Source organism: Marinifaba aquimaris, assembly GCF_013328345.1.
In the GTDB taxonomy this organism is placed as follows: domain Bacteria; phylum Pseudomonadota; class Gammaproteobacteria; order Enterobacterales; family Alteromonadaceae; genus Marinifaba; species Marinifaba aquimaris.
This window is the reverse complement of the sequence record NZ_JABULX010000052.1, coordinates 1-14308: the sequence shown is the minus strand read 5'-3', so window position 1 is coordinate 14308 and position 14308 is coordinate 1. Positions and strand designations below refer to the sequence as shown.

Below are 14308 nucleotides of genomic sequence, written 5' to 3'. Positions count from 1 at the left end.
GTTCAATGACAGATGGTTATGACTGCTATCAAAATGCACTGGCTGAGAGAGTAAACGGTATTCTTAAAAACGAATACGTGTTAATGAAACCAAATAACCTAAATGAGGCAAGGAAAATGGTAAAACAATCAGTCGATTTATATAATCAACAAAGGCCACATTCGGCCTTAAAATACAAAACGCCCGATGAAATTCATCAGGCGTTTTAATCAAAAAAGTGTCAACCCATACTAGGATGGGTCATTTACTAATCAAGCTAGTTAGAAATCATAAACAAGCGTGATTAAAGTAGAAACATCCGTTTCTTCTGTGTCTTCTGGTACTTCAGTGTTATTCGTTACCGCAACAGCAAGTTTAACTTGTAGTGAATCACCAACTTTTGACGACAAACCTGTCACTGAGTGAGTACGCGTGTTTTTCTCAGCTTCAAAACTGTGCTCAACACTTAATTCTTGAGTGAAAGTAACATAGTCATTAATTTTCCACTCGTAATCTGCTGCACCACGAATCATACCTGAATCGATTTCAGTACCGTCTTGCTCTTCACCCCAAACATAACCAGGACCGATATCAACTTTTAGGAAAGTTGTTTCTTCTTTGAAGATAAATTGGCTATAACCTGCAGATAATGAGTAGTGCTTGTAAATTGCACCAAACTTATCATTAGTATGTGATGCGTGAACGAATAATGACGTCCCTTCGGTTTCAAACTTATAATCTGTTTGACCTGAGATCGTGAATTTTTGACCGGTTTTTTGCTTTTCTTTTTCGCCGTCGTCGTTTTCTACTTCGTCTTCTTTGTACCAACCACCTAACTCTAGTTTGTTGATAAAGGTTTCGTTTTCGTGTTTGAACTCGCCTTTACCGATAATTGAAGTGGTTTCCGTGTTACCCGACGTGAAAATTGCACCTAACTGAACTTTTGCTTGCCAGTTTTTGTCATCTTCTTTTTTCTCTTCAGCAAAAGCGCCTTGGCTCATGCCAGTTAAAAGCGCAACCGCCAATAACTTTTTTGTGAACATGGGGGAGATCCTTTTTGTGTGTGATTGGATTAATGTTATAAATCGCTCAATATAATATCACTTATTTTTTAAAGACCATATTAACAAAGCGCTTTTGCGCAACATGTTTTAAAAAATAATCGGATATTTTGGCTAGCGAGAAGAGGTGAGATGAGAAAGCCGATAAGACTTTCTCATCTGATGAGTTTATTTTGTTTTAAAGCCACTAACAATCTCTACCAGTTGCTCCACTTCTGCTTGTACTTGCGCTGTTTCTTGAGCCGTTTGCTCACTGTTATTGAGCGTCTCTTGTGCACCATCACTAATATGGGCAATGTTACTGGCCATTTCTTTTGCAACTTGGGCCTGTTCTTCAGTGGCGGTAGCGATAGAATGAATAAGGTGAGATATCTCATCTGCTTCGGTGACTATCGTTGTTAATGCTTCACCAGCACGCTCTGCTAATTCGACACCTTTTTGAACTTCATCAGTGCTGCGCTGCATTCTTTCAACGGCAACCGACGTACTGTCTTGAATGGCTTTAATTGAATCTGCAACTTCCTTTGTCGCCTCAGTTGTTCGTTCAGCTAAGGTTCTTACTTCATCTGCAACTACTGAGAAACCTCGGCCAAACTCGCCTGCTCGAGCCGCTTCAATAGCGGCATTTAACGCGAGTAAGTTTGTTTGTTCAGCAATTGAATTAATCACATTAATGACGTCGCCAATTTGTGCACTTTGGTTACCTAAGTCGTTCACTGTTGTGGCTGTTTCACTAACAATTTGTGCTACATCTGTCACACCTTTAATTGTATCTTTTACCACTTCTCCACCGTGTTGGGCTGTCACCCCTACTGCTTCTGCTCTACTTGCTGCGCCTTGGCTTTGGTTAGCTACTTCTGACACGGTTGAACTCATCTCTTCTACTGCTGTAGCTATGTAAGTTGCTTGCTCTGCTTGTTCAGTTGCTGTGGGCACTGCTTGGTTATTAAATTGGTTTATTTGATTAACCGAGCCCGATACATTATGGCTAATTTGAGTAATCTTTAAGATGATTTCGTTGAGTGAATCAGACATATCATGTACGGCATCTGCAAGTTGTTTTAATTCATCTGCTGATGCATCTTCAATTTGGCTTGATGTTAAATCACCACGAGGAATCAGTTGGGTAATTTGCAGTTAATTCTCCGTTCTTCGAGTGATGGAGTTACTGATCAGATAAGCAATCATGATAGCAATGATCATTGCGACTAAGGTAACACCACTAGAAATTAAAATGAGGTTAGATAAATCGTCATTTAAAATATCTAAAGAGCGATTGGCGTCATTACGCTCTTCCATACTCGATTTGTCTAGAGTTTCTTCGAGCACATTAAAAACTTGATGTTCTAAATCATCAACAATTTTTACTGCTTTTTTCAGTGAACTAGAGTCATAACGGGAAAAGATTTCATTGGCTTGGACATTAATTTGGTTAAATAAGTCTTCAATTTTATTGAGTGCGGCTACTTCATTTGGTTTTTTCTCTAGCTCTCGTAAATTAGCTAGATATTTTTTGAATGAATTTGTGTTACGCTTAAACTCACTGCTACCGCTAACATATTTAGCTAAACCACTGAGCATATCTTCTGATTCATCAACCAGCTCTAAATAAAGTCGAATACCGGGAATATCATCGTTTAGCGTTTCATTTATATCCGTTGTATTCTGGGCGTCTTGGTATTCTTCTTCTTGAAGCCTGAAAACTAAATCATAGAGTTCCTTACCGATACCGTTTTCAATCTCTTCAACTTTATTAATAGCCCATTGGTGGTCGTTTGGTGAGTAGAGGGCAAAAAACTGTTCTTTTACTGTTTGGGAATAGGTTTTCCTAGGTTTTCGATGGTTTTCATTTTTTCGCGATCAGAAGCGGTTGCCGACTCTAAAGGTTTTAAAGTTGCAAACGCTTGTTTGAATTCTTCGTAATTGGCTTCAAAGCTCTCAATTTCATCACTTTCACCAATCAAATATTCCAATACATTGGATTGCATATCGCCTGATTCGTCTATAAGTGCCATGTAATAAATGGTACCAGGCACATCATCTGAAGCGATTTCATCGCCCAGTTCACTGTCCCTACTTAAAAGGTAATAACTAATAATGTTAACCACTAACATCAAAAGCACTATTAGGCCGAAACCTGAATTTAACTTTTGTTTGGGTGTCAGTGAGTTCAACATTCTTTTTCCAATTGATTTTCCGTTATCTTTAAGCGTTCAGTCAAAAAAGGGTTTTTAGCCTGTGAAGAATGATTAAATTATGGTTTTTTTTGCGAGATGCTTTGTCATTATCTATGTTTAATGGATAGTTAATTTAGTCATTGAGCTATCGCTTTTTTTTAGGCTGTAATGAAAATAGAAAACATATCCATCAAAAGCCGTGTTTTTGCGCTACAAATTTTGACGATTGTCATCCTTATTTCGCTTAATGCTTTGCTTTGGTTTCAAAAGGGCTACCTCAACCAATCCAACAAAATTGAAGATTTGGTTGAGCATATTCAAGTCAGTAAATTATTGTTACGCCGGCATGAAAAAGATTTCATCATGCGATTGGATGAAAGCTATGTACAAAAACACCAATCAGAGTTTGCTCTGTTTGCTGAGAACTTTAATACCCTCGAAACATACCTAGAAGAAGCCAAAATTAATGTTGATTTAACCGACATCAAACAAGCGATAAACGAATATCAACGTCAATTTTTGTTACTCGTTGATTTGTACAGAAAAGTTGGACTTGATGAAAACTCAGGGCTGCAAGGGGACATGCACCAGCAATTAGACCTGCTTGATAATACTGATGATCTGAGCCTTTCAATTAAAAGGCAGCTATTTCAACTCAAGCGCTTTGAACTCTTTTTTATCAAATCAAAAAAATTAGCGTACGCAGATGAATTTGAGGCTAAATATCACATATTGCTCGATGAAATACCTGTAAATTATCGGGAGTCACTAAACCTTTATCATCAAAATTTTCATACGTTAGTGGCGTTAATCAATCAAATAGGACTTGATCACAACTCTGGCACAGAGGGGCAAATGCGTAAACAAGTGCATGTGGTTGAAGATGAAATTAAAGCAATTATGTCTTGGCTTAAACCTGAATTGGCCAAAAGACTGAATCGAGTTTCCTATCGTATTTCTATCCTTATTACTTTGATTGCTATTTTTTCTGTTTTGTTTTTATTTATTGTCGGTAGAAGTATCACCTCACCACTTAAGCAAGTTGTTATAGATATTGAAAAATTGAGAAAAGGGAAAAGAGATATCAAGTTTCAGGACTCTAAAGATGAATTGGGATTGGTGTTCAAACAACTCGCTATATTACAAGCTGCACTTAAAGAGCTCGATGAGTTGCGAGAAAATGAGCAAGCTTATCAAGCCCAGTTAATCTCTGATAAAGCGAAAATAGAAGAGGCACTTGATGAAATTAAAGCGATGCAAGGCAAGTTGGTTCAAAGCGAAAAACTCGCTTCACTAGGCTCTTTAGTTGCTGGTGTGGCGCATGAAATTAATACACCGATTGGTATTGCAGTAACGATGGGTAGCAGTTTCCAAACCAGTATTAAACGCTTTTTAGAGAAGCTTGAAACGGGCAAGATGCGAAAGAGTAATTTAGAGCTCTTTCGCGCTGACATTGATGAGGGGCTAGGAGTATTACTACCTGCACTTGATAGAGCTTCCACCCTGATTCACAGTTTTAAGCAAGTGGCTATTGACCAATCAAGTGAAGAAAAGCGCGCCTTCAAACTCTCAAAAATGATTCAAGAAGTCATGTTAACGCTGGCACACCAGATAAAGCGTACAGATATTGAATTGCATTACAACTTTGCCGACGACATTGAAATGAGTTCATACCCAGGCCCATTAGGACAAGTAATCACCAACTTATTTAATAATGCGGTTATTCACGGCTTTGATGATCTTAAGCAAGGTCAAATTACAATAACCACCAAACAGCTCGATGATGAAAATGTATTGATTGAAGTGGAAGACACGGGTAAAGGTATTGAGCCAGATTATATACCAAAAATTTTTGACCCTTTCTTTACTACTAAATTAGGGCAAGGGGGGTCAGGTTTGGGGTTGAGCATCATTTATAATATTGTTGTGAGTTTGTTGGGCGGTGATATTAAAGTGAGCAGTAAATTAGGAGAGGGCACCCGTTTTAGTATTCAATTGCCAATAAATACGAACGAAAAGGAAGTTGAAGATGGCAGATGATTTTATTCAAATTCTCGATGATGACGATAATGAACTAACCCCTGTTGATGGTAAACACTCCAGTGTGCCGGTAACCAGTGACTGCTCAGCTGAACCTTGGGTTATAGGTATCATTGATGATGAACTTTCCGTCCATGAAGCGACTATTTTTGCGCTAAAAAATGTTACCTTGTACGATCGCCCCCTGGTTTTTTATAGTGCTTATAGTGCGAAAGAAGGCTTTGAACTAATTAAATCTTATCCTGAAATGGCTTTGATTTTACTCGACGTTGTTATGGAATCTGATAATGCTGGTTTAGAACTAGTCGATAGGATCCGCAACGAACTTAACAATGCATTGGTTCAAATTGTATTGAGAACAGGTCAGGCCGGTTATGCACCTGAAGAAGAAGTGATCATTCGATATGAAATTAATTCCTATAAAACCAAGACAGAATTAACACGTAAAAAACTCTTTACTGTATTAGCCGCTGGCCTGCGGAGTTTTCAACAATTACGGACGATAGAGCAAAGTCGAGATGGCCTAAGAGCTATTGTTGATGCATCTGCTAGTTTAATGCAGGAACGATTTGTTTTTGAATTTTCCTCTGGGGTGTTAACACAAATCGATGCGTTATTTGATTTAGCTTCTGAAAGCTTATTTTGTGTTTCACAGAGACCCGCTCAAGCGCCAATTGATTCATCAAAGTGTAAGGATGGTTATTACGTTGTAGCTGCCGATACAAAGTACAGCAAATATTTTGGTTGTAATATCAAGGATATTCAAAGAGAACTCCCGATTATGGTTAAGGCGCTACAAGCTCTTGAACAAAAACAACATGTATTTACCGAAGACGTGAGTTGTCTTTACTTATCAACGCCTTCTGGTTGGGAGGGTGTTATTGTTGCAACGGGTAAAGTGTGTTTGGCAACAGCTGATCAAGAATTGTTGCAAATATTTTGCATGAATGTGGCTTTAGGCTTAGAGAATGCGAAGTTCTTTAGTCATTTAAATAAAGCTGCATTTCATGATGAGTTAACCAATCTATACAATCGAGCTGGGTTAATCGAAGAGGGCATTCAATATTGTCAGCTTAATCGAACCAAATGCACCCTGTATTTAATTGATATTGACTATTTCCATCATTTCATTGCTTCACTTGGTTACGAGCTCGGCAATGCCATTTTGCAAAAAGTCGCCGATATACTGAGACAGTTGTTTGGTAAAAATACGATTATTGCTCGAGTCCATTCTGACGCTTATGCAGTTATTGTAGCTGATGCAACGTTATCTGCAAATGAGGTGGCGGTGAGATGCTCAAGACCGATAGTTCTTGAAGGTCAATCTATTCGTATAGGTCTAACTGTCGGCACATCTAGCTTAAGTTACTCGGATGAGTCTTCTCCCGATATTGGCATTTTACTGCGTCGTGCAGAAATGGCGTTAAATGTTGCTAAGGAGCAAAAACGCGGTTCCGGCGAAGTGTTTGACGAGGCTTACGAAATAGCATCGAGAAAGTCGATGACGTTACTCAGTGACTTTAGAATAGGAATTGATCAACAAGAGCTTTTCTTAGTGTTACAACCTAAAGTGGGAGGTGTGGAGCATCAAGTTATAGGTTTTGAGGCTTTGCTAAGATGGAAGCACCCAAAAAAAGGTATGATCCCACCAGGGGCTTTTATCGCGTCGGTTGAAAAATCAGGTATGCATTATGAACTTGATTTATATGTAGCGCGTGCATTGTGTGACATTATTAATGCTAATCCTGAGGTCGCTGTGCCTATTTCTTTCAATATATCCGCAAACTCACTCAATCATGAAAGCTTTGTGAATGAATTACACAAGGTATTCACTCAAAACAATGTTGAACTTGATAAAGTTGAAGTAGAAGTGACTGAAAATGCACTTATCCATTCCGAGCTAGCGATAAGTCGTCTAAATTCTTTAGTTGATAAAGGTTTTGTCATTTGCCTAGATGACTTTGGGGCTGGTTTTTCATCATTGAGTTATTTGTTGCGTTTACCACTAACAACGATCAAAATTGACCGCGCTTTTGTTGCGAATATTACCAGTAATTCAGAATCCCTCACCATCATTAGGGGCATCATAGAGATTATCCAGAGCCTTAAGAAAGATGTCATCGTTGAAGGGGTTGAAAATGAAGAACAACTCGCCCTGTTAAAAGGCTTAGGTGTAGAAAAAATCCAAGGTTTTTATTTTTATAAACCTATGCTCGTGGAAAAAGCACTGGCGTTACTTAGCCGTTAAAGGTTAAGTAGTTGAGCTATTTGTGTTCTTAAATTAGGTAATAACTCGAGCTCAAACCATGGATTGTGTTTTAACCAAGCCTGATTTCTTGGGGATGGGTGTGGAAGCGGCCATTGCAAAGGCGCATATTTTTGCCAGTTTCGACAATTTTCGGTCACAGATTGGTGGTTGGGCAAATAAGCTTGCTGTGAATATTGGCCAAGCAATAAGGTCATTTGCGGGTTAATTTCTTTCATTACCTTGTGGTGCCACTTCAATGCACATCGTTTATCCGGTGCTTTATCTCCACTTTGGGCTTTTCCTGGGTAACAAAAGGCCATAGGAATTATACTTATTGCTTCGCTGTAGAAACTTGATTCAGATAAACCTAACCATTGTCTCAGTCGTTTGCCACTGGCGTCTGTAAAGGGTTTATTGTTTATATGTGCTTGTTTACCAGGAGCTTGGCCAATAATCAAAACTTGGCAGTTAGTGTTTAAGCTAAGAATGGGGTTTGCGCCGAGCGCACTGGCGGAAAGTTCTGGCTCGCAAGTTTTGCAAGCCAGAATGGATGACAATAAAGCCATGAAGTGATGCTTTATAGTAAACGGTTTAAGCCGTTCAAGGCGGCCACGCGATATGCTTCAGCCATTGTTGGGTAGTTAAATGTCGTATGAACAAAGTACTCGATGTTGTTGGCACCATTTTTTTGCTGCATGATTGCTTGTCCGATATGAACTATCTCTGACGCATTCATTCCAAAACAGTGAATACCAAGGATCTCTTTTGTTTCTGTGTGGAATAATAATTTCAAACCACCTACTTCAGAGCTTGCTATCTGGGCTCTGGCAAGGTGTCGAAATTGTGCCTTACCTACTTCATACGGTACTTTAGCTGCGGTTAACTCTTCTTCTGTTTTACCAACTGAGCTAATCTCAGGAATAGTATAAATACCCGTTGGAATATCTTCGATTAACTCGGAATCAGCGCCACCGTTCATGATGGCGTTTGCAGCAATTCGGCCTTGGTCAAAAGCTGCACTTGCTAATGACGGGTAACCAATTACATCACCAACAGCGTAAATATTACTAACACTTGTTTGATAGTTTTTATTTACTTTAACCTGACCACGAGAATCGGCTTCTAATTTAACTGCAGAAAGGTTGAGTTTATCTGTATTACCCGTTCGACCATTTGCCCACAAGATACAATCCGCTTTGATTTTCTTACCTGATTTGGTATGTAAAATAACGCAGTCATCTTTAGTTTCTACTTTCTCAAATTCTTCGCCGTTGCGGATAGTCGTCTTACCACTGTTAAGGTGGTAACTAAGTGCATCTGAGAATTCGTTATCTAAGAAAGATAATAGGCGGTCACGTGTGTTGATTAAGTCAACTTTTGCGCCTAACCCTTTGAAGATACTTGTGTATTCACAGCCAATGACACCTGCACCGTAAATAATGATTGATTTAGGATCATGCTCTAGCGATAAGATGCTATCACTGTCGTAAACCCTAGGATGACTGAAGTCGACTTTAGGTGGGTGATAAGGGCGAGAACCGGTTGCAACGATGATATTTTTACCGGTAATTTGATCACTCGCTCCGTCTTCTTTTTTAATTGCCACTGTGTGTTCATCAACAAACGAAGCTTCGCCGTGAATGAGTGAAACACGGTTTCGATTGTAAAAGCTTGAACGCAGGTTAGTTTGTTTGCGTATTACACCACTGGCGTGTTTTAAAATATCGGGAAATGTCAGATGTAAATCATTGGCATGACCGCCGAAAAGCGGGTTTTCTTTGTACTCGTCTAAACGCAATACTGAATAACGAAGTGCTTTTGATGGAATAGTACCCCAGTGAGTACAGCCTCCACCCACACTTTGATGACGTTCTATAATGGCTACTTTTTGATTGAGTTTCGCTAGGTTCATCGCAGCGCCTTCGCCGCCAGGTCCTGTACCTATGATAATCGTGTCGTATTCAAATTGTGTGTCTTTGCTTATCGTTTTTTTATCTGCTTTAGCCACGGCCAATCCTAATTATGAGTTTTGTACTTGATGCCTATAGTTTAATTAAATATAAAAAAACTGCATGACATCTATTGTTTAATTTTGTTACTGAGATCAGTTACTTGGCATTAAAGCTTTACTGATACGGTGTTCTGAAGAGAAACTTGCTCAAAGCGTAATCAATTGAGCTTTGAGCAAGGTGTATAAAAGTAGAGAGTTTAGCTGTACTGAAGGCTTAATCGAGCGAAGTTATTCTGTTGAGCTTTTAGCTTTTGCTTAAGCTCAATTAGCTGTTGATTCATGTCTTGAAGTTGACGATACAACTCAGTTTTTTCAACGTCTTTAACCAGTTTCTTTTTCTTCAAATCGATAAAGCGTTTCTGTGTACTGTAAAAAGCATTGATGCGTTTTAATAACACTTCATATTCTTGTTCTAGCTTTTCAATATGAGCCGCTGCATTTGGTAGGGCTAATAATTTGTCTTTAGCTTGCTCTAATTTAAATTTAGCTTTGGCTTGTTCGATACGCTCTTGCGGTGCTTTTCTCAAACCCCAAGTAAAGCCGATTAAGCTCATCGTTTTGATAAACCATTTACTTGGATCAAAGTCGTACCAATGAATGCCGTTGCGGTAATCGTATTCAAATGTGTGATGGAAATTGTGATAACCTTCACCGTAAGTCACAAGAGATAACCAGTGGTTGTCTTTTGCCGTATGGGCACTGGAAAATGTCGATTTACCCCAAATATGAGCAAGTGAGTTGATAAAGAAAGTGAAGTGGTGACTGAGTACTAGGCGCAATACACCAGACATTAAAAACATACTTAGAATATCACCATTTAACCAACCTAATAGTAAAGGAATTCCTAAGTTCGTTAATAACGCAAGAGGCACATAATACTTGTGTTGCCACATGACGATTTTATCTTTTTGTAAGTCTTTTACGTTTTTGTAATCACCGTACTCTTCGCCTTGATATTGGCGAAGCATCCAACCGATATGAGAAAACCAAAACCCGCGTTTAGCTGAATAAGGGTCTTTGTCATTGTTATCTACATATCTGTGATGATTTCTGTGATCTGAACACCAGTGCAAGATACTGTTTTGCAATGCAAATGCGCCACCTATTGCGAGAATGAATCTGACAAAACTGTTTGCTTGATAAGTTTTGTGAGACCAGAGTCTGTGATAACCCACGGTAATCGACATACCGCAATAGCCAAGGCAAAGTACACAGGCGATGACTTCAAGCAAAGTGAAGCCATGTGTGAAGGCGTGAATAGGGATCCAAATCAGCGCAATTAAACCTGTGATTAAAAATACAGATATGTTGAGCCAAGATATAGGAGCGTCTTTTGATTCAATCATAAAATTTAACTTCCTTTACGCTTTAACCAAACACCCGATTCAATGTGATGAGTGTATGGAAATTGATCAAATAAGGTGAAATCCATCACTTGATGCGTTTGCGTAATCGTTTCTAAATTGGTTTTCAGAGTTTCAGGGTTACATGAAATATACAATATATTGTCGAATTTCTGAACTAGCTCAGTTGCTTTTTGGTCAAGACCTGCGCGAGGCGGATCAACCAAAATAATAGAAAAATTGTAATCGCTTAGTTCAATATCCTTTAACGACTTTACTGATTTTCCATCAAAGTACGCAGCGGCAAAGTCTTCTGCTGATGCTTGGCCTATCGTGACGTTAGTTATGCCATTATTAGCAATATTTTCAACAGCCGCTTTTACTGATGGTTTAGCAATTTCAGTTGCAATTACATGATCAAAGCAGTCGGCGAGTGCCAAACTAAAGTTACCATTACCACAGTAGAGTTCGAGCAAATCACCAGATAGTGTTTGACTAATTTGATGAGCCCAGCCCAACATTGCTTTATTAATAATGCCATTTGGTTGGGTAAAGGTATTTTCGATCTGCTTATATGATAAATCACGACCATTGACGTTGAAAACCTCAGTAACATGGTCTTGATCGATATTAATCTTTTGTTTTCTCGCTCGGCCAATTAGATTCAGATTAAATTTTTCGTTTAATTGCTCTTTTAGCTCTGTTGCCTCTGCAACCCAATGTGCATCAAGCGGTTTATGATAGATTAATGATACGAGTGCTTCGCCACTTAATGTCGTTAAAAAATCAACTTGATAAAGTTTGCGACGTAAGATCTCGTTAGGTAAGAAAGCTTCTCTTACAGCTTCCATAAGCTCGTTAATTAGCGTACTTCCAGGAATGTAGTGATCAACTCGATATTTCTCTTTAGTTTGCGGGTCAAACATAATGTAGAAACTGTCATCATCTTGGTGCCACACTCTAAATTCGGCTCTTAAACGATAGCCTGATTCAGGAGATTCCACCACATTAGCTTGCGGCATAGCTAAACTTGAGAAACCCGCTTCTGTTTCAGCTATTTTTTCTTTAAGCAGTGCTTGATATTGTGCAACGTCTATTTGATCTGCGCGCATGTGTGAGACTCCGTGACTAAATTGGTCGGCAATTGTATAGCGAGTACTCCACTTGTCCAGTCTATATAGCTATAAGCTGAACTTTTCTGCATTTTGAGTCTCTTAAATAAGCTAAAATAATAGATAAATATTGATTAAATAAAAATCAACTTCGGCCGATATAGTACTTGTGAGGTTTTTTAGGTAACAGGTTATGAATATAGGAACGGTAAAAAGTGCAGATGCCAGCCCGTCACTTTCGCCTGCTGTAGAGAAGAAAGTAGCGAATGAGCCTGCCAAACAAACACAGCAAGCAAATACAAGGCAAACAACAGATTCGGATTATGCGGTTAAGACCCATTTATCTGAACTCCCCTTAAAAGAATACAGTGTTAAAGTGTTATCCAAATCTATGGAGACGCATTTAGCTGTGATGAAACAAATCCGCGACGAGGGTATTGTCAAATCATTTGGCTTTGAGCAAAAGGAAACGGAAAAGCTTCATACCATTGATATTGGCAAAGCAATTGCGGAAGTTGAAGAAAAGCCTTTATTTGACTTTGAAAAAGTTGCATCAACTGTATTAGATTTTGTTGGCGGAGCCCTTACTAATGCCGCAAGTGCAGGTGCTGACAAAGAGAAACTAAACGATTTACTTGGTCAAGCTAGAAAAGGAGTCGACCGAGGAATTAAAGAAGCAAGAGATATTCTAGGTGGTGATGTTAAGCCTGGTGACATTATCGATGAAGGGATAAAGAAATCAGAAAGTCTGATTAAAGACGGTTTTAATCTCTTTGAAGATCAAATAAATGACCCCGAACGCAGCTCAAATGTATTTTCTTATAAAAGTGTCGAGCAGCAAATAAAAATGCAGCAAGAGCAATCCTCATCTTTAACCATAAACACTAAAGATGGAGATACCGTTAATATCAACTTTGCCAGTCTACAAGCATTTCAGGCTAGGCAGCAACAGATTGATGCTAATGTTGATAGCGATGAAGGTTTTTTAAACTATCAGCAACGCGAAAAAGAAACGAGCTTTTACACTAATCAAGAATTTGCATTTGAAATTCAAGGTGAGTTAGACGAAGACGAAAAAGAAGCTATTGCTGGTTTAGTGAATGATATTAACAAGCTTTCAAAGAGCTTTTTCGATGGTGACATCCAAGCTGCTTTTGAACAAGCAAAAGAATTAGGCTTTGATGATGATGAAATTTCAGGGTTTGCTTTGGACCTGAAACAGACAAAACAAGTACAAGTGATGCAAAGCTACCAGCAAGTAGAAGGTTTTGAAAAACAAAACGGTTTGCCAAAATCAGTTGAGGAGCCTATTCAAAATTATGCTGCTCAATTACTTAAAATGATGGATAAATCTAAGAAAGTACTCTCTGAAGACGAAGATTTAGTTAATACCATACAAAAAGTAGTCGGTCATACCTATCAAATGAGTGGACAAGAGTTATTGGATGCATTCCAACGTTTTAACCATTTTAACGGAATATTATTAGGAACTGAGCTTTTTGAAAGTACTCAAAAACCTATCGAAGAAGCAAAGGTGAATCAGCAAAAAGCAAATGGTTAGTAGGAATTCGGTGGCAAGGTATTAAAATAAATATGAGTTAAATAAAAAAAACGGTAGTATGACTACCGTTTTTTATTGTCATTAAACAGAGTGATTAAGCATTCTGATCTTGTTGCGGGCGTTCTTTAGCTTCACGTACTTTTAGTGTTCTTTGTTGGAACTCCGAGTCATTTAGCTTTTCGATAGCGTTTTCTATATCTGATTTCGCCATCTCAACAAAACCAAATCCCTTTCGCTTACCTGTATTTCGATCTCGCATTAGACGAACTGAGACAACTGTACCTTGTGTAGAGAAGAGTTCGCGTACTGCCGCTTCGTTTGCACGATATGGTAAGTTACCAACATAAAGGGTTTTGGTTTCCCCGGTGTATTCAGCTTCGTTCGACTCAGTTGCAGTTGCTGGAGGAGTGATGAAAGAAGTAATGATACCGCCTATAAGTAAACCTAGAGCAAGCGTTACACCAGATGATAAATCTAGGTCAGGTAATGCAACTGCCGCCACTACAGCCAAAATTACAGATACAAGAATCTGTTTAACTTGGTTAGACATAATTGTTTATTCCTAAAAATGAATAGTAAAAAGAGGACATGAAAAACTTGTATGAGTGATTATATTATTGTTGTAAATCTGAATCAGACATCATTTTCCACAGCATGAGTATAAATAATGAACTAAATAGAGTAAATGTAAAAAATTAATAAAAAACTTCAAAAAAAGCGTTGACGGGTGAAGTTAGATCTCTATAATGCGCCCCCACAACGCAGCGAGGCAACGA

General features: G+C 38.6%; 13 protein-coding genes. 4 read left to right on the top strand and 9 right to left on the bottom strand.

The genetic code is table 11. The features are described 5' to 3' along the window. Positions 1–209, top strand: a 209-nt coding sequence (locus tag HR060_RS18805; protein WP_174201821.1) for an integrase core domain-containing protein, incomplete at its 5' end; no start/stop codon positions are given. A 51-nt stretch (positions 210–260) separates the two neighbouring features. Here HR060_RS18805 and HR060_RS18800 read toward each other — a convergent pair. The 4 genes from HR060_RS18800 to HR060_RS18780 all read right to left on the bottom strand — a co-directional run bounded on the left by HR060_RS18800 (position 261) and on the right by HR060_RS18780 (position 3217). Beyond that, positions 261–1022, bottom strand: coding sequence for a DUF481 domain-containing protein (locus HR060_RS18800; protein ID WP_174201820.1), 762 nt, complete (start codon positions 1020–1022; stop codon positions 261–263). A gap of 186 nt (positions 1023–1208) precedes the next feature. After that, complete coding sequence (locus HR060_RS18795) at positions 1209–2159, bottom strand: methyl-accepting chemotaxis protein (RefSeq protein WP_343044278.1); 951 nt, start codon at positions 2157–2159, stop codon at positions 1209–1211. Between the two features lie 18 nt (positions 2160–2177). Further along, positions 2178–2621, bottom strand: coding sequence for a hypothetical protein (locus HR060_RS18785; RefSeq protein ID WP_174201818.1), 444 nt, complete (start codon positions 2619–2621; stop codon positions 2178–2180). Positions 2622–2845: 224 nt separating this feature from the next. After that, complete coding sequence (locus HR060_RS18780) at positions 2846–3217, bottom strand: CHASE3 domain-containing protein (RefSeq protein ID WP_174201817.1); 372 nt, start codon at positions 3215–3217, stop codon at positions 2846–2848. Positions 3218–3385: 168 nt separating this feature from the next. Here HR060_RS18780 and HR060_RS18775 point away from each other — a divergent pair, with 168 nt between their 5' ends. After that, positions 3386–5257: a sensor histidine kinase gene (locus tag HR060_RS18775; protein ID WP_174201816.1), complete on the top strand. Its 1872-nt coding sequence runs from the start codon at positions 3386–3388 to the stop codon at positions 5255–5257. Beyond that, entirely contained in the window at positions 5247–7505 is a 2259-nt protein-coding gene (locus HR060_RS18770) for a bifunctional diguanylate cyclase/phosphodiesterase (RefSeq protein ID WP_174201815.1), read from the top strand. The genes HR060_RS18775 and HR060_RS18770 overlap by 11 nt, the downstream gene beginning before the upstream one ends. Here the strand turns inward: HR060_RS18770 and HR060_RS18765 are convergent. The 4 genes from HR060_RS18765 to trmA form a co-directional block, all read right to left on the bottom strand. After that, complete coding sequence (locus tag HR060_RS18765; RefSeq protein WP_174201814.1) at positions 7502–8071, bottom strand: uracil-DNA glycosylase family protein; 570 nt, start codon at positions 8069–8071, stop codon at positions 7502–7504. The genes HR060_RS18770 and HR060_RS18765 overlap by 4 nt on opposite strands. A gap of 11 nt (positions 8072–8082) precedes the next feature. Next, positions 8083–9513, bottom strand: coding sequence for a Si-specific NAD(P)(+) transhydrogenase (gene sthA / locus HR060_RS18760; protein ID WP_425487468.1), 1431 nt, complete (start codon positions 9511–9513; stop codon positions 8083–8085). Between the two features lie 200 nt (positions 9514–9713). After that, positions 9714–10862: a fatty acid desaturase gene (locus HR060_RS18755; protein ID WP_174201812.1), complete on the bottom strand. Its 1149-nt coding sequence runs from the start codon at positions 10860–10862 to the stop codon at positions 9714–9716. 5 nt (positions 10863–10867) lie between these two features. Continuing rightward, positions 10868–11971 (bottom strand): tRNA (uridine(54)-C5)-methyltransferase TrmA, encoded by a 1104-nt coding sequence (gene trmA, locus HR060_RS18750; RefSeq protein WP_174201811.1) that lies wholly within the window; start codon positions 11969–11971, stop codon positions 10868–10870. A gap of 193 nt (positions 11972–12164) precedes the next feature. On the opposite strand from trmA, the gene HR060_RS18745 reads away from it, so the two are divergent. After that, the gene (locus HR060_RS18745; protein ID WP_174201810.1) at positions 12165–13532 is read left to right on the top strand and encodes a DUF5610 domain-containing protein; all 1368 of its coding nucleotides are present in this window, start codon (positions 12165–12167) and stop codon (positions 13530–13532) included. A gap of 94 nt (positions 13533–13626) precedes the next feature. On the opposite strand, the gene HR060_RS18740 is transcribed toward HR060_RS18745, so the two are convergent. Further along, positions 13627–14082 (bottom strand): RNA recognition motif domain-containing protein, encoded by a 456-nt coding sequence (locus HR060_RS18740; protein ID WP_174201809.1) that lies wholly within the window; start codon positions 14080–14082, stop codon positions 13627–13629. Between the last annotated feature and the right edge of the window lie 226 nt (positions 14083–14308).

Bases quoted from the DNA above. Each gene is read 5' to 3' on its own strand.
- HR060_RS18800 (WP_174201820.1), bottom strand. From the start codon at position 1,022: ATGTTCACAAAAAAGTTATTGGCGGTTGCGCTTTTAACTGGCATGAGC.
- HR060_RS18785 (WP_174201818.1), bottom strand. From the start codon at position 2,621: ATGCTCAGTGGTTTAGCTAAATATGTTAGCGGTAGCAGTGAGTTTAAG.
- HR060_RS18780 (WP_174201817.1), bottom strand. From the start codon at position 3,217: ATGTTGAACTCACTGACACCCAAACAAAAGTTAAATTCAGGTTTCGGC.
- HR060_RS18775 (WP_174201816.1), top strand. From the start codon at position 3,386: ATGAAAATAGAAAACATATCCATCAAAAGCCGTGTTTTTGCGCTACAA.
- HR060_RS18770 (WP_174201815.1), top strand. From the start codon at position 5,247: ATGGCAGATGATTTTATTCAAATTCTCGATGATGACGATAATGAACTA.
- HR060_RS18765 (WP_174201814.1), bottom strand. From the start codon at position 8,071: ATGGCTTTATTGTCATCCATTCTGGCTTGCAAAACTTGCGAGCCAGAA.
- HR060_RS18755 (WP_174201812.1), bottom strand. From the start codon at position 10,862: ATGATTGAATCAAAAGACGCTCCTATATCTTGGCTCAACATATCTGTA.
- trmA (WP_174201811.1), bottom strand. From the start codon at position 11,971: ATGCGCGCAGATCAAATAGACGTTGCACAATATCAAGCACTGCTTAAA.
- HR060_RS18745 (WP_174201810.1), top strand. From the start codon at position 12,165: ATGAATATAGGAACGGTAAAAAGTGCAGATGCCAGCCCGTCACTTTCG.
- HR060_RS18740 (WP_174201809.1), bottom strand. From the start codon at position 14,082: ATGTCTAACCAAGTTAAACAGATTCTTGTATCTGTAATTTTGGCTGTA.